This is a genomic window from Agrobacterium salinitolerans (assembly GCF_027498475.1).
GTDB classification, from domain to species: Bacteria; Pseudomonadota; Alphaproteobacteria; order Rhizobiales; family Rhizobiaceae; genus Agrobacterium; species Agrobacterium salinitolerans.
In genome coordinates this window covers 239,041-258,190 of the sequence record NZ_JAPZLN010000003.1, presented here as the reverse complement: position 1 = coordinate 258,190, position 19,150 = coordinate 239,041, and the positions used below count along the sequence as shown (strand labels likewise).

Below are 19,150 nucleotides of genomic sequence, written 5' to 3'. Positions count from 1 at the left end.
AGAAGGCGCTTCGGCGTAACCGATTATTCCGTCAGAGAGACAGCATGAAAGTTATCATTTGCGGCGCAGGGCAGGTGGGTTACGGCATCGCCGAACAATTGTCTCGAGAGGACAACGAAGTATCGGTGATCGATACCGCCGCGCCGCTCATCACCGCCATTACCGAGACGCTGGATGTGCGCGGTTACGTCGGTCATGGCGCCCATCCCGACATGCTGGCCAAGGCCGGCGCCGATCAGGCCGACATGATCATCGCCGTGACGTTGCATGACGAGATCAACATCGTCGCCTGCGAGGTGGCGCATGCCCTGTTCAGCGTGCCGACCAAAATCGCCCGCATCCGCGACCAGAGCTATCTGAAGCCGGAATATGCCGATCTCTTCAGCCGCGAGAACATGTCCATCGATGTGACGATTTCCCCGGAAGTCGAAGTTGGCAAGATGGTGCTGCGGCGCATCGCCTTTCCGGGCGCGACCGATGTGGTTCGGTTTGCAGACGATACGATCTCCATGCTGGCAATCGAGTGCATGGAGGATTGTCCGGTCATCAACACGCCGCTGCACCAGCTTTCCAGCCTCTTTCCTGACCTCATCGCCACGGTAGTGGGCGTCTACCGGGGCGGCGTTCTCAAGGTTGCGCATTCCTCCGAGCAATTGCGTGTGGGCGACCTTGCCTATGTCATTTGCCAGCGCCATCACGCCCGCCGCACCTTAAGTCTTTTCGGCCATGAGGAGCAGGAAGCGCAGCGAATCGTGATTGCGGGCGCCGGCAATATCGGACACTTCGTCGCGCGCAAGATCGAGGAACTGCAGCCGAAAACGCGGGTGAAGATTATCGAGGCGGACCGCGACAGGGCGGTTGCCGCATCTGAACACTTAAGCCACACCATCGTCATGCATGGCTCGGCGCTTGACCAGAAAATCCTCATGCAGGCCGATATTCAGGATGCCGATCTTATCGTGACGCTCACCAATAACGACCAGACCAATATTCTGGCTGCGGTGATCGCCAAACAGCTCGGCTGCAAATCGAATCTGGCGCTGTTGAACAGTACGTCGTTCCACGATGTCTCCCGCTCTCTGGGCCTCGATGCCTATATCAACCCGCGGGCCGTTACGATCTCCCGCGTGCTTCAGCACGTGCGCAAGGGGCGCATCCGCTCAGTCTATGCCGTCCAGCGCGGCTCGGCAGAGGTGATCGAAGCGGAAGCGTTGGAAACGTCGCCGCTGGTCGGCCAGTCCTTCCGCGACATCGACATGCCGGAGGGTGTGCGCATCGGGGCGATCTATCGCGACGGCGTGGTGATCCGCCCGGATGGCAGCACGAAAATCAAGGCGAAGGACCGCGTCGTGCTATTTGCATCCGCCGATGCGGTGCGCGACGTTGAACAACTCTTCCGTGTGTCGATACAATATTTTTGACTGTCCCGAATTGAAAATGTGGGTCAATACTCGTACTCATTCGGCTGTTTTGACCGTTGCGGAACGGAACACGATTTGATACCAGAGTTTGAGGTCGGCCAAGCGGGGGACAAGACTCGGCCGGCTTATTATTGATTGATTATTTTCCGGTATCCCTGCCGGCAAAAAAGAAAGAAGCGGCGCCATGGCGGAACGTTCTCAAAACCTTCAGGATCTCTTCCTCAATACCGTTCGTAAGCAAAAGATTTCGCTCACGATTTTCCTGATCAACGGCGTCAAGCTGACGGGCGTTGTCACCTCCTTCGACAATTTCTGCGTGCTTCTGCGCCGTGACGGTCATTCGCAGCTTGTTTACAAGCATGCGATCTCCACCATCATGCCCGGCCAGCCGATGCAGATGTTCGAAAGCGAAGAAGGCGCTGCCTGATCGGGCTCCCTCGACGAATATTCGACATAGACTGACCCGGACCGGGAACATTTCCCGTGCCGTCAGGTTAATTCCCAAGGCCGCCCGCGCCGATGCGGTCGGCCGCAATCCTCTTTCTGGACAAGGCTGAACCCATTTCAACGCGCGACACCTCGAACGAATCGATTATTCCGGAGCAGGAAAAGCGCCGCGACGACATGCGTGCGGTCGTCCTCGTGCCGGTCCTCAAGCAGCGCGAAACCCGCGATGCGGCTGCCGGCCCGGCTACCCCCGGCCGTTCGGTCGAAGCCAAGCTTGAGGAAGCAAAGGGACTGGCGCTCGCCATCGATCTGGAAGTGACGCAGGGCCTCATCGTTCCGGTGAACCAGCCGCGCCCGGCCACGCTGTTCGGAACCGGCAAGATCGAAGAAATCGGTCATCTTCTCGATGAAACCGATTCCGGCCTGGTGATCGTCGATCATCCGCTGACCCCGGTGCAGCAGCGCAATCTCGAAAAGCAGTGGAATTGCAAGGTCATCGACCGCACGGGTCTGATCCTTGAAATCTTCGGCCGCCGCGCCTCCACGAAGGAAGGCACGCTGCAGGTCGATCTTGCGCATCTGAACTACCAGAAGGGCCGCCTCGTCCGAAGCTGGACCCACCTTGAGCGCCAGCGCGGCGGTGCGGGCTTCATGGGCGGTCCGGGTGAAACCCAGATCGAGGCCGACCGCCGGCTTTTGCAGGAACGCATCGTCAAGCTGGAGCGCGAGCTGGAGCAGGTGGTGCGTACGCGGCAGCTACACCGCGCCAAGCGCCGCAAGGTGCCGCATCCGATCGTCGCGCTGGTCGGTTACACCAATGCCGGCAAATCCACGCTGTTCAACCGCATCACCGGCGCTGGCGTTCTGGCGGAGGATATGCTGTTCGCCACGCTCGACCCGACCTTGCGCCGCATGAAGCTGCCGCATGGCCGCACCGTCATCCTGTCCGATACGGTCGGTTTCATTTCCGATCTCCCGACGCATCTGGTCGCCGCTTTCCGCGCCACTCTGGAAGAGGTGCTGGAAGCCGATCTCGTTTTGCATGTGCGCGATATGTCCGATCCGGACAATGCTGCCCAGTCTGCGGATGTGTTGCGTATTCTCGGTGACCTCGGCATTGACGAGAAGGAAGCGGAAAAGCGCATCATCGAGGTCTGGAACAAGGTCGACCGTCTGGAGCCGGAAGCGCATGACGCCATCATGCAGCGCGCCGAAGGTCGTTCCGATATCCGCGCCGTTTCGGCCATCACGGGTGAGGGCGTCGATGCCCTGATGGACGAGATTTCAAAGCGTCTTTCCGGTGTTCTGACGGAAACCACCGTGGTCCTTTCCGTTGAGCAGTTGCCGCTGATATCCTGGGTCTACAGCAATTCCATCGTCGACAATCGTGAAGATCACGAGGACGGATCGGTCGCGCTCGATGTGCGCTTGTCGGAAGCGCAAGCGGCCGAACTGGAACGGAAGCTTGGAAAAGCGACGGTTCGCGAGCGGGAAGACTGGGAGCGCTGAGCGCTCCCTGCATTGTGCCAAACTCTCTCCGTCATTCCGGCCTTGAGCCGGAATACAGCCTTATCGCGTCTGCGCTGTGAGAAGAGTCTTTTGCGATCAAAGACCTGGTCGCGCTGGACCTCGCTCTAAATCCGGGGTGACGGTTGCGGATGCTGCGCTGCTGCCAGATGCATTCGGCAGTCATAGTGGAAAAGCTGTGCCTTACCGGATCCACCGCATATCCCTGCGATCAGGATGAAACCGTATCAAGCGAACGTTCGATGCGTTTCGCCGCCTGCCAGAGATCTTCCATTCTCTCGAGACTCGCTTCTTCCAGCGTTTCGCCATTTTGGGTGAGCGACGTTTCGATGTGATTGAAACGTCTGCGGAATTTCGTATTCGTACCGCGCAGCGCATCTTCCGGATCGGCTTGGACATGCCGCCCGATATTGACGAGAGCAAAAATGAGATCGCCGAGCTCGTCCGAGACCTTTTCCGGCTTTCCTTCCGCCAGCGCCTCACGCAGTTCCGCGATTTCCTCCTCGATCTTGTCGAGAATGGGAGCGGGGTTCGACCAGTCGAAACCGGCACGCGCTGCCTGTTCCTGTAGCTTTAGGGCCTCGGTCAGCGCCGGCTGGCTACGCTGTACACCGCCCAGAAAGCCTGCCTTGAAATCCTCGGTGATGCCCCGTCGCGCGCGTCGCTCTGCACGCTCGCGTTTCTCTTCCGCCTTGATGCGATCCCATTGCAGTTTGACGCCGTCCGGCGTGTCGGCGTCGGATACGGCGAAGACATGGGGATGACGGCGGATCATCTTCGCGGTGACGGCCTGGACCACATCGCCGAAGGCGAATTCGCCCAGCTCTTCGGCAATACGGGCATGGAAAACCACCTGTAACAGCAGGTCGCCCAGCTCCTCGCAAAGATCGTCCATATCCTTGCGCTCAATGGCGTCGGCAACTTCATAAGCCTCTTCGATCGTATAGGGCTTGATTGTCTCGAAGGTCTGCACGACGTCCCAGGGGCAGCCGGTTTCCGGCTGACGCAGCGCTTCCATGATCTCGATCAGGCGGGAAATATCCTTCGAGGCTTCCATAATGTCTCAAACCTTCGTTCTTTGTTTCCGCGCATCGCCCGGACGGAAAACCGCCACGCACGTCCGCCGGAAAAGCTTTAGTTCAATGGAATATCGTTGCCGCTCTTGGACGACTGGTAGCTGGTGGAAAGATCGTCATAGGCGGTCTTGATACGGGCCGTCTGCGTTTTCAACGCGGTTTTCAGCGGGTCCTCTTCACGCTCCACCAGATCGGCGATGAAATACGAATTCCAGAACGCATTGTTGCGGCGATAGCCGCCCGGTTCCAGTCCGAAGACCTCCTTGAGGATTTTCAGGTCATGCGGGATCGCGAAAGCGTCGCGGGAATCCTCGTGGCTGAAGAAGGAATAGAAATTGTCGAAACCGGCCCAGGTGATGGCGGACATGCACATGGTGCAGGGTTCGTGGGTGGAGAGAAAAATCAGTTCTTTCGTGTTCGGCTTTTCGCCCAGCTCGTAAAACCGCTTCAGCGTGTGCACTTCACCATGCCAGAGCGGATTTTCCAGCTCGTTATTGGTCTCGGCGATAACCAGCGACAGGTCCGATTTTCGCAGGATCGCCGCACCGAAAACCTTGTTGCCAAGGCTGACGCCCCTCGACGTCAAGGGCAGAATATCGTGTTCGATGACATCGAGAAGGCGGGCGGCGAGGGTGGGGTTGGTCAAGGGTCTGTTCCTTCGTGCCGCTTTAAGAAAAAGCGGTCTTCGCATGGGGAAATCGACAGTCGATTGTCGCTCCTTGTTCGGCGTGGGGACCCGCTTTGTCAAGGGATTGCGAGGGGATTCTCAGGGCTAGCGCGGGTGTGGAAAAGCATCGCCGGTTTGTTTTCCTCCAAAACCGGGGTCTTCGAGAAATAAAAATCCAGGTGCCGGAAAGGCTTGAATTTCTGTTTCTTCAATCTTGCACCGCAATGCGGGATATATATCCAATGCACAACGAACATGATTTTTCCGCTGCTGGCGACCGCCTTTCAACCTTCCCCGCTTTCTTCCGGGTCGAGGGGCAGCAGGTCGCTGTTTTCGGAAATGGCGATGAAGCCTTCGCGAAGGTAAGGCTTCTCGCCAATACCAGCGCGCATATCATTGCCTATGCCGACCAGCCGGAAGCCGATTTTGCCCGTTATATCAGCGAAAACGGCATTGATCATCGGGCTTTGGCTTTCGCCGGCGAATTGGTCGAAGGCGCCACGCTGGTCTTCGCCGCTACCGGCGACGAGGCGCTGGACCGTGAGATCGTCACCGTCGCGCGCGCCGCGAAAATCCCTGCCAATGCGGTGGATCAGCCGGAATTCTGCGATTTCTTTACCCCCGCGCTCGTCGCCCGCGCGCCCGTCGCCGTGGCTATCGGCACGGAAGGGGCAGGGCCTGTTCTCGCCCAGATGATCCGCGCCCGCATTGACCAGATGCTGTCGCCGTCGCTTGGCAAGCTTGCGCGCCTTGCCGTGCAGTATCGTGATGCGGCCGAGGAGAACGTGCCGAAGGGTGCCTTGCGGCGCAATTTTTGGCGACGGTTCTTTTCAGGTGAGGTGGCGGATGCCGTCGCTGTTGGCGACACGTTCTCCGCTCGTCAGGCCGTCGGCCGCCTGCTGCAATCGCCCGAACGCAGCGAAGGCCGTATCTGGCTCGTCGGCGCGGGGCCGGGCGCTGAAGATCTGCTGACGCTGCGCGCACAGCGCGTACTGATGGAAGCCGATGTGATCGTTTACGACGCGCTTGTGCCGCGGGCGATTGTCGATATGGGGCGCCGCGATGCCGAGCGGCTGTCCGTCGGCAAACGCAAGGGCTGCCACAGCAAATCGCAGGATGAGATCAACCGCCTGCTGGTGCGCCTCGGCAAAGATGGCAAGCGCGTCGTGCGCCTCAAATCCGGCGATCCGCTGGTCTATGGCCGGGCGGGCGAAGAAATGGCGGCGCTGCGCGAGGCCGGTATTGCCTATGAGATCGTGCCCGGCATCACCTCGGCCTTTGCCGCGGCTGCGGATTTCGAATTGCCGCTGACTCTGCGCGGTGTCGCTTCATCTCTGATTTTCACCACCGGCCACGATCTGGCGGGCGATGTTCTGCCCGATTGGGCGCGGCTTGCGGTTTCCGGCGCCACCATCGCCGTCTATATGGGCCGCAGTGTTGCTGCTTCGGTCGCGAAGCGGCTGATCGATGCAGGGCTTGGTGTGGAAACCACCGTCGCCGTCATCGAAAACGCCAGCCGCGCGGATCGTCGCCTGCTGCATGGCACTCTGAACGATCTGCCCGAACTCGAACATCACGATGAACTGACCGGCCCGGTCATGGTCATCATTGGCGATGCGGTGGCGGGCGCTAATTTTGACAGGTCCGAGGCGCTTGCATCGTCAGTGCGGCCGGCGGATTTCAAACGGGAGTATGCAAATGGCTGATAAGGTGTTGACCGCCAACCGGCTGAGCGATGGCATCGCCGTCTGGCTCGATGCCAACGGCGAATGGACGGAGAACCTGCAGGGCGCAATCGTTGCCCGCCATGCGGAGGCGGTCGCCTCGCTCGAGGAAATCGGCAAGCGGGATTTTTCCGCCAACAAGGTCGTTGATGTGGCCATCATCGACGTCGTCGAGGAGAATGGCAAGCTTTGGCCGACGCGTCTTCGCGAACGCATCCGCGCCGCCGGCCCGACCATGCACTATGCCGCCGGTTACAAGCCGGCCGATGCAGCATTCATCGCAGTCTGAGGAAGAATATGTACCGTTACGACGAGTTCGATCACGCATTTGTTGAAGGCCGCGTGGCGCAGTTTCGCGACCAGGTCGAACGCCGGTTGTCCGGCGAACTGGCCGAAGATGCGTTCAAGCCGCTGCGCCTGATGAACGGCGTCTATCTTCAGCTGCACGCCTATATGCTGCGCGTCGCCATTCCCTACGGCACGCTGAATTCGAAGCAGATGCGGATGCTGGCCCATATCGCCCGCAAATATGACCGGGGTTACGGCCACTTCACTACCCGTCAGAACATCCAGTACAACTGGCCGCGCCTTTCCGATACGCCGGACATCTTGTCCGAACTGGCGGGCGTGGAGATGCATGCGCTCCAGACCTCCGGCAACTGCATTCGCAACGTCACCGCCGATCATTTCGCTGGCGCGGCTGCCGATGAGGTCGCCGATCCGCGCCCCTATGCGGAAATCCTGCGTCAGTGGTCTTCCGTGCACCCGGAATTCTCCTTCCTGCCGCGCAAGTTCAAGATCGCTGTCACCGGCGCCGAACGCGACCGTGCGGCCATTCAGGTTCACGATATCGGCCTGCATCTCAAAAAGAACGACAAGGGTGAGATCGGGTTCGCCGTCTATGTCGGCGGCGGACAGGGTCGCACGCCGATGATCGCCAAGAAAATCCGCGACTTCCTGCCGGAAGAGGACCTGTTGTCCTACACCACGGCGATCATGCGCGTTTATAACCTGCATGGCCGTCGCGACAACAAATACAAGGCGCGCATCAAGATCCTCGTGCACGAGACCGGTGCTGAAGAATTGGCCCGCCAGGTCGAGGTCGAATTCGCCGAACTCAAGAACACCGAGTTGAAGCTTCCGGATGCTGATATCGCGGCAATCACCGCTTATTTCGCGCCGCCGGCACTGAAGGACCGGCCGGAAGGCTGGGAGAGCCTGGCGCGCTGGAAGCGGGCAGATGAAGGCTTTGCCCGTTTTGTCGAGCAGAACGTCGCGCCGCACAAGCATCCCGATTACGGCATGGTGACGATCTCACTGAAGCCGATCGGCGGGATTCCGGGGGATGCGACCGACGAGCAGATGGAACTCGTCGCCGATATCGCCGCGGAATATGCCTTCGACGAAATCCGCATCAGCCATGAGCAGAACATCATCCTGCCGCATGTGGCGCTGGCCGATCTCGAGCCGGTTTATCGCGCGCTGGTAGGCGCTGGCCTTGCGACCGCCAATGCCGGGCTCATCACCGATATCATTGCCTGTCCCGGGCTGGATTATTGCGCGCTCGCCAATGCGCGCTCCATTCCGGTGGCGCAGGAAATTTCCACCCGTTTCGGTTCGCCGGAGCGCCAGGCGGAAATCGGTGAGCTGAAGATCAAGATTTCCGGATGCATCAATGCCTGCGGTCACCACCATGTCGGCCATATCGGCCTTCTGGGTGTTGAGAAGAAGGGTGCGGAGCTCTACCAGATCACGCTTGGCGGATCGGGTGATGAAAACACCTCGATCGGTGAAATCATCGGACGCGGCTTCGAGCCGGAAAAAGTCACCGACGCCATCGAAACCATCGTTGACACCTATCTCGGGCTTCGCCTTTCGAAGGAAGAAAACTTCCTTGAAGCCTATCGCCGCGTTGGACCGCAGCCGTTCAAGCACGCGCTTTACGGTTCCGCCGCAGAAGCCGCCTGAGGAGAATGCCATGACAAAAATCTGGAACCGCGACGGCTTCGTGGAAAACGATCCCTGGGTGATTGAAACGGAAGAAGTGAAAGCGACAGCGGAGCAGAAGCCGGTGCTGCCGCTTGCCGATTTTCTGGTTCGTGCCGCCGAAAGCAGCGATATCGGCCTCGGTGTTCTGATCACGCCCGCCGACGATGTGACGCGGCTCGGACCCTATCTCGACCGTATCGACCTTGTCGCCGTAAGCTTCCCGGCCTTCAATGACGGTCGCGGATTCAGCCACGCCTCGTTGCTGCGCAGCCGTCTTAATTTTGCGGGCGAGGTGAGGGCGGTTGGCGACGTCCTGATCGATCAGGTGCCGCTGATGCTACGCACCGGATTCACCAGCTTTGCGGTGACGAACGGCACGGCCATCAGCCGTTTGTCCGAAAATCGCCTGCCGGAAATTCCGGTTTATTATCAGCCGACAGCCAAGCCGGCGAGTGGCGGCGAGGCCTATAGCTGGCGTCGTCGTGCGTCTCTATGACACGTTGCGTGGAAATATGAGTGTTATATACATATTTCCTACGCACATGGCAGTATTGACATTCTCATGCCTTCAAACCGGAGCAAAAATGGTATAATTGCCCGGTCGGAGAATGTCGCATCCAATAAGAATGGACGGAACCTGAAATGAACGCGCCAGCCAAGACGGAAGATTTCGCGATCAAGATACCTGACGGTGTTTACGCCGAGACGGTTTTATCGGTGGAGCATTATACGGATCACCTGTTCCGTTTCCGCATGACGCGTCCGGCGGGTTTTCGTTTCCGTTCCGGCGAATTCGCCATGATCGGCTTGATGGTCGGCGACAAGCCGATCTACCGCGCCTATTCCATCGCCAGCCCCGCCTGGGACGAGGAACTGGAATTCTTCTCGATCAAGGTTCCGGATGGCCCGCTGACATCGCATCTTCAGGCGATCAAGCCCGGCGATACCGTCCTGATGCGCAAGAAGCCGACAGGCACGCTGGTTCTGGATGCGCTGACGCCTGGCAGACGGCTTTACATGTTCTCCACCGGCACCGGCATCGCGCCTTTTGCGAGCCTGATCCGTGACCCAGAGACCTATGAGAAGTTCGAGGAAGTCATCCTCACCCATACCTGCCGTGACGTGGCCGAGCTGAAATATGGCTTCGATCTGGTTGAGGAAATCCGCAACCACGAATTCCTGAACGAGATCGTCGGCGACAAGCTGAAGCATTATGCGACCGTCACCCGCGAAGATTACCCCTTCAAGGGCCGCATCACCACGCTGATCGAGAACGGCAAGCTGTTTGCTGATCTTGGTGTGCCGACGCTCGATCCCGACGTCGATCGCGGCATGATCTGCGGTTCTTCGGCGATGCTCAAGGACACCAAGGAATTGCTTGAAAAGGCAGGCCTTAACGAAGGCGCCAACAACAAGCCGGCCGAATTCGTGATCGAGCGGGCATTCGTCGGTTGACGCCGGATTTCCATATAATTGAATAAAGACCAGGGGGCCTTTGGGCCTCCTTTTTTGTTTATAAAGCCGATTGGGTGACCTGTGCGGCATCATCGCGATGGAACATCCGAGCGCGATGGCGCGTTAGCGTTTGAACGAAACCAAACCAACGTAACCGCTCCATGATGAGAACAGGAACAATCAGGGCCACGATCATTGCCGTTACGGCAGGTTTTTTTGCCATGCGGCCAGCCGCCGCCGATGAAAGCACCTTTCTGTCGTCGCTTCAGGGCACGTGGACCGGGAAGGGGACGGTGATAACCCGCATAGGCAGACCGGCAATCAACGTAAATTGCACGCTGAATTCCAACGCTCGGCAAACGGCGCTGCGCATGTCCGGAACCTGCCGCGGACTCCTCGTGGTAAAACGCTCCATCGCCGCCGATCTGGCAGCAAGCGGTGCGCGTTACAGCGGCACTTACACGGGACCTTCCGGCCGCCCTTCCGCGCTCGCTGGTAATCGCCGGGGAAATGCGATCAATCTCACTGTCCGCTGGCAACGCGACATCAACGGTGACCGTACCGCCGCCATGACCATAGAGAAAATCGGCGATAACGGCCTGCGGCTGCGCACCACGGACAAGGATGGGAAGACAGGCAAGACGGTGGTAACGAGCGATATAAGGCTGGTGCGTTGATCGAGCAAATGACGATGTCGGGAAAGGCAACCCAATTGTCAGTGGAATTCCAGGAGCAGGGGGCAGTGGTCCGATACTTCCGGCCTTTTCACCACGTCAAAGTAGTCGATTTTCACGGCCTCATTGACCAACACGTAATCCGCATAGCGGTTCTGTTTGGGGTAGTGTGACGTCCGAGTATCGGTAAAGCCGCGTGTGGTGACAAGCTCGACGAGGTCCAACTCCTTGAGTATGGCAAAGGTTTGGCTCTCTGGCAGGACATTAAAGTCGCCGCAGACGACGATCCTGTCGCCATCCTCCGCAATGTTTTTTACAAGTTGGACGAGACGTTTTGCCTGCGCCAGACGGTCGGAGGTGTCGTGCTTGCCGTTGTTGGGATCTCGCAGGCCGTGCATGTGGGCGATAACGGCGGGCTGACCGGTCGTGAAGTCAAAAACCCTGATGGCATGACCCGTGCGTGAACGTGGATGATCGCCATATCCATCCGCGGAGAAGGCTCCATGCACAAACCCCTGCGCCTGCGCAACGATGGCTATGGACTTGCGTACGAATGTCGCCAGTCCCCATTGGGAAGAATATCGAGTCTCGCCCTGCCAGAGATCGCCCTGCGCCGCAGGGCAAAATATCGCCACATGATCCGGCAAGGCCTCGGCGACATCACGCAGGAAATTCGCCCTCTGCGGTAGTTCGATGCCGTGATCACGGTAACTCAGCCAGTCCTGTGTGGCGGCCGGTGTGTGCACCACTTCCTGCAGACATAAGATATCGGGGTCGGACGAGACAATATAAGGGACAAGTTCATCGTGGAGCTTTCCGCCCCAACCGTTCAGGCAAATCAGACGCATTCCAACTCCATCCCCATGTCGCAGCGTCATCTGTTTAACACGGGACATACCGAGATCAACCATGCGGAAGCGTGAGCCAGATAGCGAAAATGTCGCCTTGACGAAAAAGGCCCGGATTGCTCCGGGCCTTCGCGTGTCGGCTTGCACCGTTGCCTTATTCCGCCGCTTCGGCGTAGGCCTCCATTGGCGGGCAGGTGCAGATGAGGTTGCGGTCGCCATAAACGTTGTCGATGCGGTTGACCGGCGACCAGTATTTGTCGATCCGGAAGGCGCCGGGCGGGAAGCAGCCCTTTTCTCGGCTATAGGGACGATCCCATTCGCCGACGAGGTCTTCCACCGTGTGCGGCGCGTTCTTCAGCGGATTGTTGCTCTTGTCCGCACGGCCTTCCTCGATGTCGCGGGCTTCCTCACGGATCGCCAGCATGGCATCGCAGAAACGGTCGATTTCCGCCTTGGTCTCGGATTCGGTCGGCTCGATCATCAGCGTACCGGCAACCGGCCAGCTCATGGTCGGTGCATGGAAACCGCAATCGATGAGGCGCTTTGCGACATCGTCCACCGTCACGCCGCAGCTGTCCGCTAAGGGCCGGGTGTCGATGATGCACTCATGCGCCACACGTCCGGTTTCGGACTTGTAGAGTACGTCGTAAGCGCCCTTCAGCCGTTCGGCGATGTAGTTGGCGTTGAGGATCGCCACCTTGGTCGCCTGCGTCAGCCCTTCGCCGCCCATCATCAGGCAATAGCTCCAGGAAATCGGCAGGATCGACGGCGAGCCGAACGGCGCGGCAGACACCGCACCCTCACGACCGTCCGTCGCCGGATGGCCAGGCAGGTGCGACGCCAGATGCGCCTTGACGCCGATAGGTCCCATGCCCGGGCCGCCGCCGCCATGCGGAATGCAGAAGGTCTTGTGCAGGTTGAGGTGCGAAACGTCAGAGCCGATATCGCCGGGCCGGGCGAGGCCGACCATGGCGTTCATGTTGGCCCCGTCGAGATAGACCTGTCCACCATGCTTGTGGGTGATATCGCAAATCTCGCGAACAGTCTCCTCAAACACGCCGTGGGTGGACGGGTAGGTGATCATGCAGCACGAGAGGTTTTCTGCATACTGCTCTGCTTTTGCACGGAAATCATCGATATCGATGTCGCCGTTATCGCGTGCCTTCACCGGCACCACCTTCATACCGGCCATCTGCGCCGAGGCCGGGTTGGTGCCATGGGCGGACGTTGGAATGAGGCATATATCGCGATGGCTGTCGCCATTGGCCAAGTGATAGTTGCGGATGGTCAGAAGCCCCGCATATTCCCCCTGCGCGCCGGAATTCGGCTGCATGGAGAAGGCGTCGTAACCGGTCACCGAGCAAAGCTTCTCGGAGAGATCGTCGATCATCTCCTTGTAACCGAGCGCCTGATTGGCCGGCACGAAGGGATGGATGTCGGAAAATTCCGGCCAGGTGATCGGCAGCATTTCCGCTGTCGCATTCAGTTTCATGGTGCAGGAACCGAGCGGGATCATCGAGCGGTCGAGCGCCAGATCGCGGTCCGAAAGACGGCGGATGTACCGGGTCATCTCGCTTTCGGCACGGTTCATGTGGAAGATCGGATGCGTCATGTACTGGCTGGTACGCAGCAGTTCCTTCGGCAGGCGATATTCCGGCTCGAAATCCGAGATCGAGAAATTGCCGCCGAATGCGCGCCACACGGCCTCAAGCGTTGCAGGGCGCGTGCGCTCGTCGAGGCTCATGCCGATCTTGGTCGCGCCGACCTTGCGCAGGTTCACACCTTCCGCAACGGCCGAGCGCAGGATGACGCCCTGCATATGGCCGACTTCGACGGTGATGGTGTCGAAGAAGGTTTCCGGCTCGATGACGTAGCCAAGTTTCTCCAGGCCCTTGGCCATCAAAACGGCCTTCTGGTGGGTCTGCTGGGCAATCGCCTTGATGCCCTGCGGGCCGTGGAAGACGCCGTACATGGAGGCCATGACGGCCAGCAGCACCTGCGCCGTGCAGATGTTGGAAGTGGCCTTTTCGCGACGGATATGCTGCTCGCGCGTCTGCAGCGACAGGCGGTAGGCGCGATTGCCGCGCGCATCGACGGAGACGCCGACCAGACGGCCGGGCATGGAACGCTTATGTGCGTCCTTGACCGACATGTAAGCCGCATGCGGGCCACCGTAACCGACCGGAACGCCGAAACGCTGCGAGGTGCCGATGGCGATGTCAGCACCCATTTCGCCGGGAGATTTCAGCAGCGTCAGCGCCAGCAGATCGGCGGCAACCGCGGCGATCGCGCCCGTCTGGTGCAGACGGGAAATCAGGCCCGAGAAATCGCTGACATGGCCGTGTGTGCCGGGATACTGGAAGATCGCGCCGAACACGTCGACGGGATCGAGATCGGTGAAGGGATTGCCGATAATCACCTTCCAGCCGAGCGGGGCCGCACGGGTCTCGATCAGCGCGATGGTCTGCGGATGGCAATTGGCGTCCACGAAGAAGGCGGTCGCCTTGGATTTGGCGACGCGCTGGCACATCGCCATGGCTTCGGCGGCCGCCGTCGCTTCATCGAGCAACGATGCATTGGCGACATCGAGACCGGTCAGATCGCAGACCATAGTCTGGTAGTTCAAGAGCGCCTCAAGGCGGCCCTGGCTGATTTCCGGCTGGTAGGGCGTGTAAGCCGTGTACCAGGCCGGGTTTTCCAGAATGTTGCGCTGGATGACCGGGGGCGTGATCGTGCCGTAATAACCCTGGCCGATCAGCGAGGTCAGTACCTGGTTCTTGTTAGCCGTTTCGCGCAGGCGGTCGAGCGCCTCGCGTTCGGTCAGCGCGGCACCCCAGGTCAGCGGCACCTTCTGGCGGATGGAGGAGGGGACGGTGGCGTCGATCAGTGCGTCGAGACTCTTATAGCCGACGACCTTAAGCATCTCCGCCATTTCCGACGGCGACGGCCCGATGTGACGCCGGTTGGCGAAATCATAGGGCTGGTAGTCGGTAAAATGGAATTCGGTGGGCGTCGTCATTACGCGATCAGCTCCTTGTAGGCTGCTTCGTCGAGCAGCGTCTCGGCATCGGCCGGATTGGAGAGTTTCAGCTTGAAGAACCAGCCGGCGCCCTGCGGATCGGAATTGACCAGCGAGGGATCATCAACGATGGCCTGGTTGATTTCGACCACTTCGCCATCCAGCGGACAATAGACATCGGAAGCCGCCTTGACGGATTCGACGGTCGCCGCGTCGCCATCCTTGGAGAAGGTGGCGCCCACTTCTGGCAATTCGACGAAGACGAGGTCGCCGAGCTGTTCAGCGGCGTGGCTGGTAATACCAACGGTGGCGACGTCGCCTTCGAACTTCAGCCATTCGTGTTCTGCGGTAAATTTCAGCATCGTATTCTCTCCGGAGATGGAATGAGGATTAGCGTTTGTAGGTGGGCTTGATGAAGGGCAGGGCAGCGACGGTGACGGGCAGATATTTGCCGCGCACTTCCGCAAAGATCGCCGTGCCGGGAGCAGTATAGGCCGCAGGGACGTAACCCATGGCGACGGGACCTTCGACCGACGGGCCGAAGCCGCCGGAGGTCACTTCGCCGATTTCCGTCACGCCTTCGGCATCCGCAAAAAGCTTCGAATGGCCGCGCACCGGGGCCTTGCCTTCCGGCTTCAGACCGACACGACGACGCGAGGTGCCGTCCTTGAGCTCGCCGAGAATGCGTTCCGCCCCCGGAAAACCGCCTTCGCGATCACCGCCGGCGCGGCGCGCCTTCTGGATCGCCCATTCGAGCGAGGCTTCGATGGGTGAGGTCGTAGTATCGATATCGTTGCCATAGAGACAAAGGCCGGCTTCCAGACGCAGGCTGTCACGTGCGCCAAGCCCGATGGCTTCGCAATCGGGATGTTCGAGCAGGGCCTTGGCGATCTCTTCAGCCTTGTCTGCCGGCACCGAAATTTCAAAGCCGTCTTCTCCGGAGTAGCCGGAACGGGAAACGATGCAGGGCACATCATGCAGCGGTACTTCCAGCACGTCCATGAATTTCATGTCGGAAACGCCGGCCCACAGTTCGGCCAGAACCGCTTCCGCACGTGGTCCCTGAAGTGCGATCAGCGCCCGATCGTCGAGAAGGGTAATGTCGCAGATGTCGGAAAGATGCGCCTTCATATGGACGACATCGGCATCCTTGCAGGCCGCGTTGACGACGACGAACAGGTGATCGCCGCGATTAGTGATCATCAGATCATCCAGAATACAGCCGTTTTCATCGGTGAAGAAACCGTAACGCTGGCGGCCTTCCTTGAGGCCCAGAATATCCACCGGCACCAGCTTTTCGAGCGCACGTGCGGCATCTTCATTGCTGCCGGACTTCGCCTTCAGGATTACCTGGCCCATATGGGACACGTCAAACAGGCCGGCGGAGGTGCGGGTCTGAAGATGCTCCTTCAACACACCGGCCGGATATTGCACCGGCATGTCGTAACCGGCAAAGGGCACCATGCGGGCGCCAAGCGATAGGTGCAGGGAATGCAGCGGCGTGGTTTTCAGCGCGGCGGTATCGTCCAAGGACGCCTCCAGGGTTGCGCGATATATCGCGCGGGCTCAGGTCATGGCGCGATGCGCCGGTTCAAGAGCCCCCTCTGTCCTTGTCGCCTGAGATTGTTATCCCTTCGGCGAGCCGTCCTTTAGATCAAGGTGGCTTCTCTCCAGAGTTCCGTCGTCACCGCTGGTCCTTTTGCCTGAGAGTTTCCGGGGCGGTTGCTCCTTCGGCACCGCATTGAAACGGTTTCTCCCAACGATGATGCGCGCTCATTATCTTCGAAGCCCCGCTATTGGCAAGGACCAAATGACGCATCTGAACAGATTCTTGCTCCATCTGCGCCATCGTCATAGCAGCCGTCTCGTCGAAAGGTTTGCAGATGCGTTTCAGCGACCGGGATTCGGCCAGCGTAAAGATGCAATGCTAATCGGATTTTTTCTCCGGCAAGCCCTTCCGTTTCGTCGAGGCAAAATCCACAAGTTCATTTTCTGTCATAGACTTCTCCATGCTTTTTGAAGCGCCTTGTAAACTTGATTTTTTCACTTCGCCGCGTTTGGCGGCGAGAGCTGCACCCGCGGCTTTCTGCTGGGCTTTCGATTTGGCTGGCATGGTTGCCTCCTTTGAAACGATGGCTCCAGCAGAAAAATGCCGGCTTGCATTGATTGTTCCCTCGCAACTATCGAGCCTGCGGCAAAATTCCCCTTTGAAATCGGCAGGAAAGCGAGATATCGCGTAGAGTATGGATACAGATCGAAAGAGACGGCTGGCAGAATTGGAGAAGATGCTTCGCATTTTCTGCGCTGCCCTGATGTTGTCGCTCGGTTTTGCCCACAAGCCCGCGCTTGCCGTCAGCTCTCAGGTTGTCCTTGACGAGAGTTACCGGCTGCCGGACGGCACCTTTGCGGAAATCTGTTTTGGTCATGGCGACGGCGTCAACGCTTCCCATACCAAGGAAGGCCCCGCCCATTCCCGCGATGCCATCCTGTTCTGCGAGGCCTGCCTCCTGGCCTCGTCCATTCTTCTGCCGACGCCCGATACGGCTGGCTGGCTGAGAACTGAATTTGCCTGGCTCGACAATCGCCTGCCTTCGGAATGGAGCTTCCGCTCCGTGCTGACGATCCAGAAACCCGCCGCGCGCGGCCCGCCAACCCTGTCCGACTGATTATTCGTTTTACGGTATCATCGCCGCCTTTGGCGGCACGGAGCGGCTGCGCGGACCCAGAGGGAGAGCAGTCGCAGGGACAAGCAAATGAAAACTACCAAGATCATCACATGCAGCCTTTTCGTCGCTTCGGTATCGACCGCGCAGGCTTTCGCCCACGCCACCTTCGTTGACGGTTCGGCCGAACAGGAAAGCACCATCGTCGCGGCCCTCCAGGTGCCGCATGGCTGCGACGGCGGGCTCGCCACGACCGAAGTTCAGATCAAGCTGCCGGAAGGATTCATTTCCGCCAAGCCACAGCCCAAGGCCGGCTGGGAACTGGAAATCATCAAGGGCGACTACCAGAAGACCTACAAGAACCACGGCAAGGAGATTAAAAGCGGACCGGTCGAGATCCGCTGGAAAGGTGGCAACCTGCCGGACGAGTTCTACGACACTTTCGCCGTGCAGGGCAAAATCTCCGGCGTTGAAGCTGGGCAGGATCTGCCGTTCAAGGTGACGCAGCTCTGCGGCGACAAGGGCAAGGTCTCCTGGGATGAAGTCGCAGCCGCCGGTGTCGATCCGCATTCGCTGAAAAGCCCGGCGCCGACCATCAAGGTAACCGCGAAGTCGGAACATGCCGGTGGGCACGATCATTCCGCCATGGCGATGGATATGGCCATGGATGTCGTGAAGGCCGGCAACCTCGAAATCTCCGATGGCGCCACCAAGGCGATGCTGCCGGGCCAGCCGGTCGGCGGCGGTTACGTGACCATCAAGAACACCGGCGACAGCGACGACAAGCTGGTTGGGGTCGAATCCTCTTCCGCCGGTCGCGCTGAAATCCACGAGATGGCCATGGTCAACGACGTCATGAAAATGCGCAAGCTTGATGAGGGTATCGTCATTCCCGCCGGCCAGACGGTGGAACTGAAGCCCGGCGGCCTGCACATGATGTTCTTCGATGTGAAGAAACCCTTTGCCGAAGGCGACAAGGTGCCGGTGACGCTGGTCTTTGAGAAGGCCGGCAAAGTCGAGATTACCCTCTCGACGGGCGCAGCCAAGGGCGGTGAGGCCAAGGGCGAACACCAGCACAACTGACGATAAAAAGAGGCTGCCGGAACGCAATACCCATCCGGCAGCCTCAGTTAGTCGGCCATTCTTATTTTGTAACGGTTAGCCTGGCCTGCATGCCTGCTTCGTAGTGACCCTTGATGTTGCAGAAGAGAAGATAGGCTCCGGGCGTCAGCTTCGCCTTCAACTGCCCATCGCCACCGGGCTTGAGGTCTGCCACCTCGCCAAGGCTCTTCAACTGCTTTTCATCGACGCGATGTTTGGCCGTATTGAGAGGGATTTTCTCATCGGCCGACTTGAGCTTTACGAGGATCATCTCGTGCTGTTCGCTCATTGCGTCATTATGGACCTGAAATACCGCGTCACCGGCCTTGACCGTCGTCTGGTCCAAGACGAGCGTCATGGGGCCTCCGCCTTCACCGCCTTCGGTTACCTTGATGGTGGTGGCAGCAAAAGCCGGCGCAGAGACTGTCAGCACTGCTGCGAAGACGGTGGCGTAACGGATCAATGATGTCATGATGTTCCTCCAGTGGATGTCGGAGGATTAGGAAATCTAACTGACGGCAACCTGAACGCGTGAAATC

20 protein-coding genes and 1 riboswitch are annotated in these 19,150 nt (G+C 59.2%); of the genes, 11 read left to right on the top strand and 9 right to left on the bottom strand.

Annotation, left to right across the window (positions count from 1 at the left end; translation table 11 throughout):
- Positions 1 to 44: 44 nt before the first annotated feature.
- From trkA to hflX, 3 genes are all read left to right on the top strand, one after another.
- The gene (trkA, locus tag O9X91_RS13255) at positions 45 to 1,421 is read left to right on the top strand and encodes a Trk system potassium transporter TrkA (protein ID WP_077982336.1); all 1,377 of its coding nucleotides are present in this window, start codon (positions 45 to 47) and stop codon (positions 1,419 to 1,421) included.
- Between the two features lie 184 nt (positions 1,422 to 1,605).
- Positions 1,606 to 1,848 carry an RNA chaperone Hfq gene (hfq, locus tag O9X91_RS13250; protein ID WP_003496145.1) on the top strand — a complete coding sequence of 81 codons (243 nt, stop codon included), beginning with the start codon at positions 1,606 to 1,608 and terminating at the stop codon, positions 1,846 to 1,848.
- 92 nt (positions 1,849 to 1,940) lie between these two features.
- A complete protein-coding gene (hflX, locus tag O9X91_RS13245; protein ID WP_193600481.1) occupies positions 1,941 to 3,377 on the top strand; it encodes a GTPase HflX in 1,437 nt (478 codons plus the stop codon).
- Between the two features lie 229 nt (positions 3,378 to 3,606).
- Here the strand turns inward: hflX and mazG are convergent, their stop codons facing one another.
- Positions 3,607 to 4,452, bottom strand: coding sequence for a nucleoside triphosphate pyrophosphohydrolase (gene mazG, locus O9X91_RS13240; protein WP_269825697.1), 846 nt, complete (start codon positions 4,450 to 4,452; stop codon positions 3,607 to 3,609).
- A 77-nt stretch (positions 4,453 to 4,529) separates the two neighbouring features.
- Complete coding sequence (locus O9X91_RS13235) at positions 4,530 to 5,162, bottom strand: deaminase (RefSeq protein WP_373692757.1); 633 nt, start codon at positions 5,160 to 5,162, stop codon at positions 4,530 to 4,532.
- 218 nt (positions 5,163 to 5,380) lie between these two features.
- Between O9X91_RS13235 and cysG the strand changes: the two genes are divergently transcribed.
- The 5 genes from cysG to O9X91_RS13210 all read left to right on the top strand — a co-directional run bounded on the left by cysG (position 5,381) and on the right by O9X91_RS13210 (position 10,306).
- On the top strand, positions 5,381 to 6,844 hold the full coding sequence (gene cysG / locus O9X91_RS13230) for a siroheme synthase CysG (RefSeq protein WP_269833251.1): 1,464 nt from the start codon (positions 5,381 to 5,383) through the stop codon (positions 6,842 to 6,844).
- Positions 6,837 to 7,151, top strand: coding sequence for a DUF2849 domain-containing protein (locus O9X91_RS13225; RefSeq protein ID WP_077982333.1), 315 nt, complete (start codon positions 6,837 to 6,839; stop codon positions 7,149 to 7,151). The genes cysG and O9X91_RS13225 overlap by 8 nt, the downstream gene beginning before the upstream one ends.
- Positions 7,152 to 7,159: 8 nt before the next feature.
- On the top strand, positions 7,160 to 8,830 hold the full coding sequence (locus O9X91_RS13220) for a nitrite/sulfite reductase (RefSeq protein WP_077982332.1): 1,671 nt from the start codon (positions 7,160 to 7,162) through the stop codon (positions 8,828 to 8,830).
- A gap of 10 nt (positions 8,831 to 8,840) precedes the next feature.
- Complete coding sequence (locus O9X91_RS13215; RefSeq protein ID WP_269833252.1) at positions 8,841 to 9,347, top strand: DUF934 domain-containing protein; 507 nt, start codon at positions 8,841 to 8,843, stop codon at positions 9,345 to 9,347.
- A gap of 146 nt (positions 9,348 to 9,493) precedes the next feature.
- Positions 9,494 to 10,306 carry a ferredoxin--NADP reductase gene (locus O9X91_RS13210; RefSeq protein ID WP_137410277.1) on the top strand — a complete coding sequence of 271 codons (813 nt, stop codon included), beginning with the start codon at positions 9,494 to 9,496 and terminating at the stop codon, positions 10,304 to 10,306.
- A gap of 58 nt (positions 10,307 to 10,364) precedes the next feature.
- Here the strand turns inward: O9X91_RS13210 and O9X91_RS13205 are convergent, their stop codons facing one another.
- Positions 10,365 to 10,529, bottom strand: coding sequence for a hypothetical protein (locus tag O9X91_RS13205; protein ID WP_165691147.1), 165 nt, complete (start codon positions 10,527 to 10,529; stop codon positions 10,365 to 10,367).
- Between O9X91_RS13205 and O9X91_RS13200 the strand changes: the two genes are divergently transcribed.
- Positions 10,528 to 10,983, top strand: coding sequence for a hypothetical protein (locus O9X91_RS13200; RefSeq protein WP_089153230.1), 456 nt, complete (start codon positions 10,528 to 10,530; stop codon positions 10,981 to 10,983). The two genes, O9X91_RS13205 and O9X91_RS13200, sit on opposite strands and share 2 nt — an antisense overlap.
- A gap of 38 nt (positions 10,984 to 11,021) precedes the next feature.
- Here O9X91_RS13200 and O9X91_RS13195 read toward each other — a convergent pair whose 3' ends face one another.
- From O9X91_RS13195 to O9X91_RS13175, 5 genes are all read right to left on the bottom strand, one after another.
- On the bottom strand, positions 11,022 to 11,828 hold the full coding sequence (locus O9X91_RS13195) for an endonuclease/exonuclease/phosphatase family protein (protein WP_269834313.1): 807 nt from the start codon (positions 11,826 to 11,828) through the stop codon (positions 11,022 to 11,024).
- Positions 11,829 to 11,982: 154 nt separating this feature from the next.
- Positions 11,983 to 14,847: an aminomethyl-transferring glycine dehydrogenase gene (gcvP, locus tag O9X91_RS13190; protein WP_142912198.1), complete on the bottom strand. Its 2,865-nt coding sequence runs from the start codon at positions 14,845 to 14,847 to the stop codon at positions 11,983 to 11,985.
- Entirely contained in the window at positions 14,847 to 15,209 is a 363-nt protein-coding gene (gcvH, locus tag O9X91_RS13185) for a glycine cleavage system protein GcvH (RefSeq protein WP_137410279.1), read from the bottom strand. Before gcvH ends, gcvP begins: the two co-directional genes overlap by 1 nt.
- A 28-nt stretch (positions 15,210 to 15,237) precedes the next feature.
- Positions 15,238 to 16,377 (bottom strand): glycine cleavage system aminomethyltransferase GcvT, encoded by a 1,140-nt coding sequence (gene gcvT, locus O9X91_RS13180; RefSeq protein WP_142912199.1) that lies wholly within the window; start codon positions 16,375 to 16,377, stop codon positions 15,238 to 15,240.
- 151 nt (positions 16,378 to 16,528) lie between these two features.
- Positions 16,529 to 16,616: riboswitch (glycine riboswitch) on the bottom strand.
- Positions 16,617 to 16,774: 158 nt separating this feature from the next.
- Positions 16,775 to 16,960 (bottom strand): DUF3008 family protein, encoded by a 186-nt coding sequence (locus O9X91_RS13175; protein ID WP_142912200.1) that lies wholly within the window; start codon positions 16,958 to 16,960, stop codon positions 16,775 to 16,777.
- A 172-nt stretch (positions 16,961 to 17,132) separates the two neighbouring features.
- Between O9X91_RS13175 and O9X91_RS13170 the strand changes: the two genes are divergently transcribed.
- Complete coding sequence (locus O9X91_RS13170; protein ID WP_137410282.1) at positions 17,133 to 17,513, top strand: hypothetical protein; 381 nt, start codon at positions 17,133 to 17,135, stop codon at positions 17,511 to 17,513.
- A gap of 87 nt (positions 17,514 to 17,600) precedes the next feature.
- On the top strand, positions 17,601 to 18,593 hold the full coding sequence (locus O9X91_RS13165; protein WP_142912201.1) for a copper chaperone PCu(A)C domain-containing protein: 993 nt from the start codon (positions 17,601 to 17,603) through the stop codon (positions 18,591 to 18,593).
- Between the two features lie 61 nt (positions 18,594 to 18,654).
- On the opposite strand, the gene O9X91_RS13160 is transcribed toward O9X91_RS13165, so the two are convergent.
- Positions 18,655 to 19,083: a plastocyanin/azurin family copper-binding protein gene (locus O9X91_RS13160; RefSeq protein ID WP_142912202.1), complete on the bottom strand. Its 429-nt coding sequence runs from the start codon at positions 19,081 to 19,083 to the stop codon at positions 18,655 to 18,657.
- Between the last annotated feature and the right edge of the window lie 67 nt (positions 19,084 to 19,150).

Bases quoted from the DNA above. Each gene is read 5' to 3' on its own strand.
- gcvP (WP_142912198.1), bottom strand. From the start codon at position 14,847: ATGACGACGCCCACCGAATTCCATTTTACCGACTACCAGCCCTATGAT.
- O9X91_RS13165 (WP_142912201.1), top strand. From the start codon at position 17,601: ATGAAAACTACCAAGATCATCACATGCAGCCTTTTCGTCGCTTCGGTA.
- O9X91_RS13200 (WP_089153230.1), top strand. From the start codon at position 10,528: ATGCGGCCAGCCGCCGCCGATGAAAGCACCTTTCTGTCGTCGCTTCAG.
- O9X91_RS13235 (WP_373692757.1), bottom strand. From the start codon at position 5,162: ATGCGAAGACCGCTTTTTCTTAAAGCGGCACGAAGGAACAGACCCTTG.
- O9X91_RS13170 (WP_137410282.1), top strand. From the start codon at position 17,133: ATGCTTCGCATTTTCTGCGCTGCCCTGATGTTGTCGCTCGGTTTTGCC.
- cysG (WP_269833251.1), top strand. From the start codon at position 5,381: ATGCACAACGAACATGATTTTTCCGCTGCTGGCGACCGCCTTTCAACC.
- gcvH (WP_137410279.1), bottom strand. From the start codon at position 15,209: ATGCTGAAATTTACCGCAGAACACGAATGGCTGAAGTTCGAAGGCGAC.
- O9X91_RS13205 (WP_165691147.1), bottom strand. From the start codon at position 10,529: ATGGCAAAAAAACCTGCCGTAACGGCAATGATCGTGGCCCTGATTGTT.
- O9X91_RS13215 (WP_269833252.1), top strand. From the start codon at position 8,841: ATGACAAAAATCTGGAACCGCGACGGCTTCGTGGAAAACGATCCCTGG.
- trkA (WP_077982336.1), top strand. From the start codon at position 45: ATGAAAGTTATCATTTGCGGCGCAGGGCAGGTGGGTTACGGCATCGCC.
- O9X91_RS13210 (WP_137410277.1), top strand. From the start codon at position 9,494: ATGAACGCGCCAGCCAAGACGGAAGATTTCGCGATCAAGATACCTGAC.
- O9X91_RS13195 (WP_269834313.1), bottom strand. From the start codon at position 11,828: ATGCGTCTGATTTGCCTGAACGGTTGGGGCGGAAAGCTCCACGATGAA.
- O9X91_RS13175 (WP_142912200.1), bottom strand. From the start codon at position 16,960: ATGCCAGCCAAATCGAAAGCCCAGCAGAAAGCCGCGGGTGCAGCTCTC.
- O9X91_RS13225 (WP_077982333.1), top strand. From the start codon at position 6,837: ATGGCTGATAAGGTGTTGACCGCCAACCGGCTGAGCGATGGCATCGCC.
- mazG (WP_269825697.1), bottom strand. From the start codon at position 4,452: ATGGAAGCCTCGAAGGATATTTCCCGCCTGATCGAGATCATGGAAGCG.
- hfq (WP_003496145.1), top strand. From the start codon at position 1,606: ATGGCGGAACGTTCTCAAAACCTTCAGGATCTCTTCCTCAATACCGTT.
- O9X91_RS13220 (WP_077982332.1), top strand. From the start codon at position 7,160: ATGTACCGTTACGACGAGTTCGATCACGCATTTGTTGAAGGCCGCGTG.
- O9X91_RS13160 (WP_142912202.1), bottom strand. From the start codon at position 19,083: ATGACATCATTGATCCGTTACGCCACCGTCTTCGCAGCAGTGCTGACA.
- hflX (WP_193600481.1), top strand. From the start codon at position 1,941: ATGCGGTCGGCCGCAATCCTCTTTCTGGACAAGGCTGAACCCATTTCA.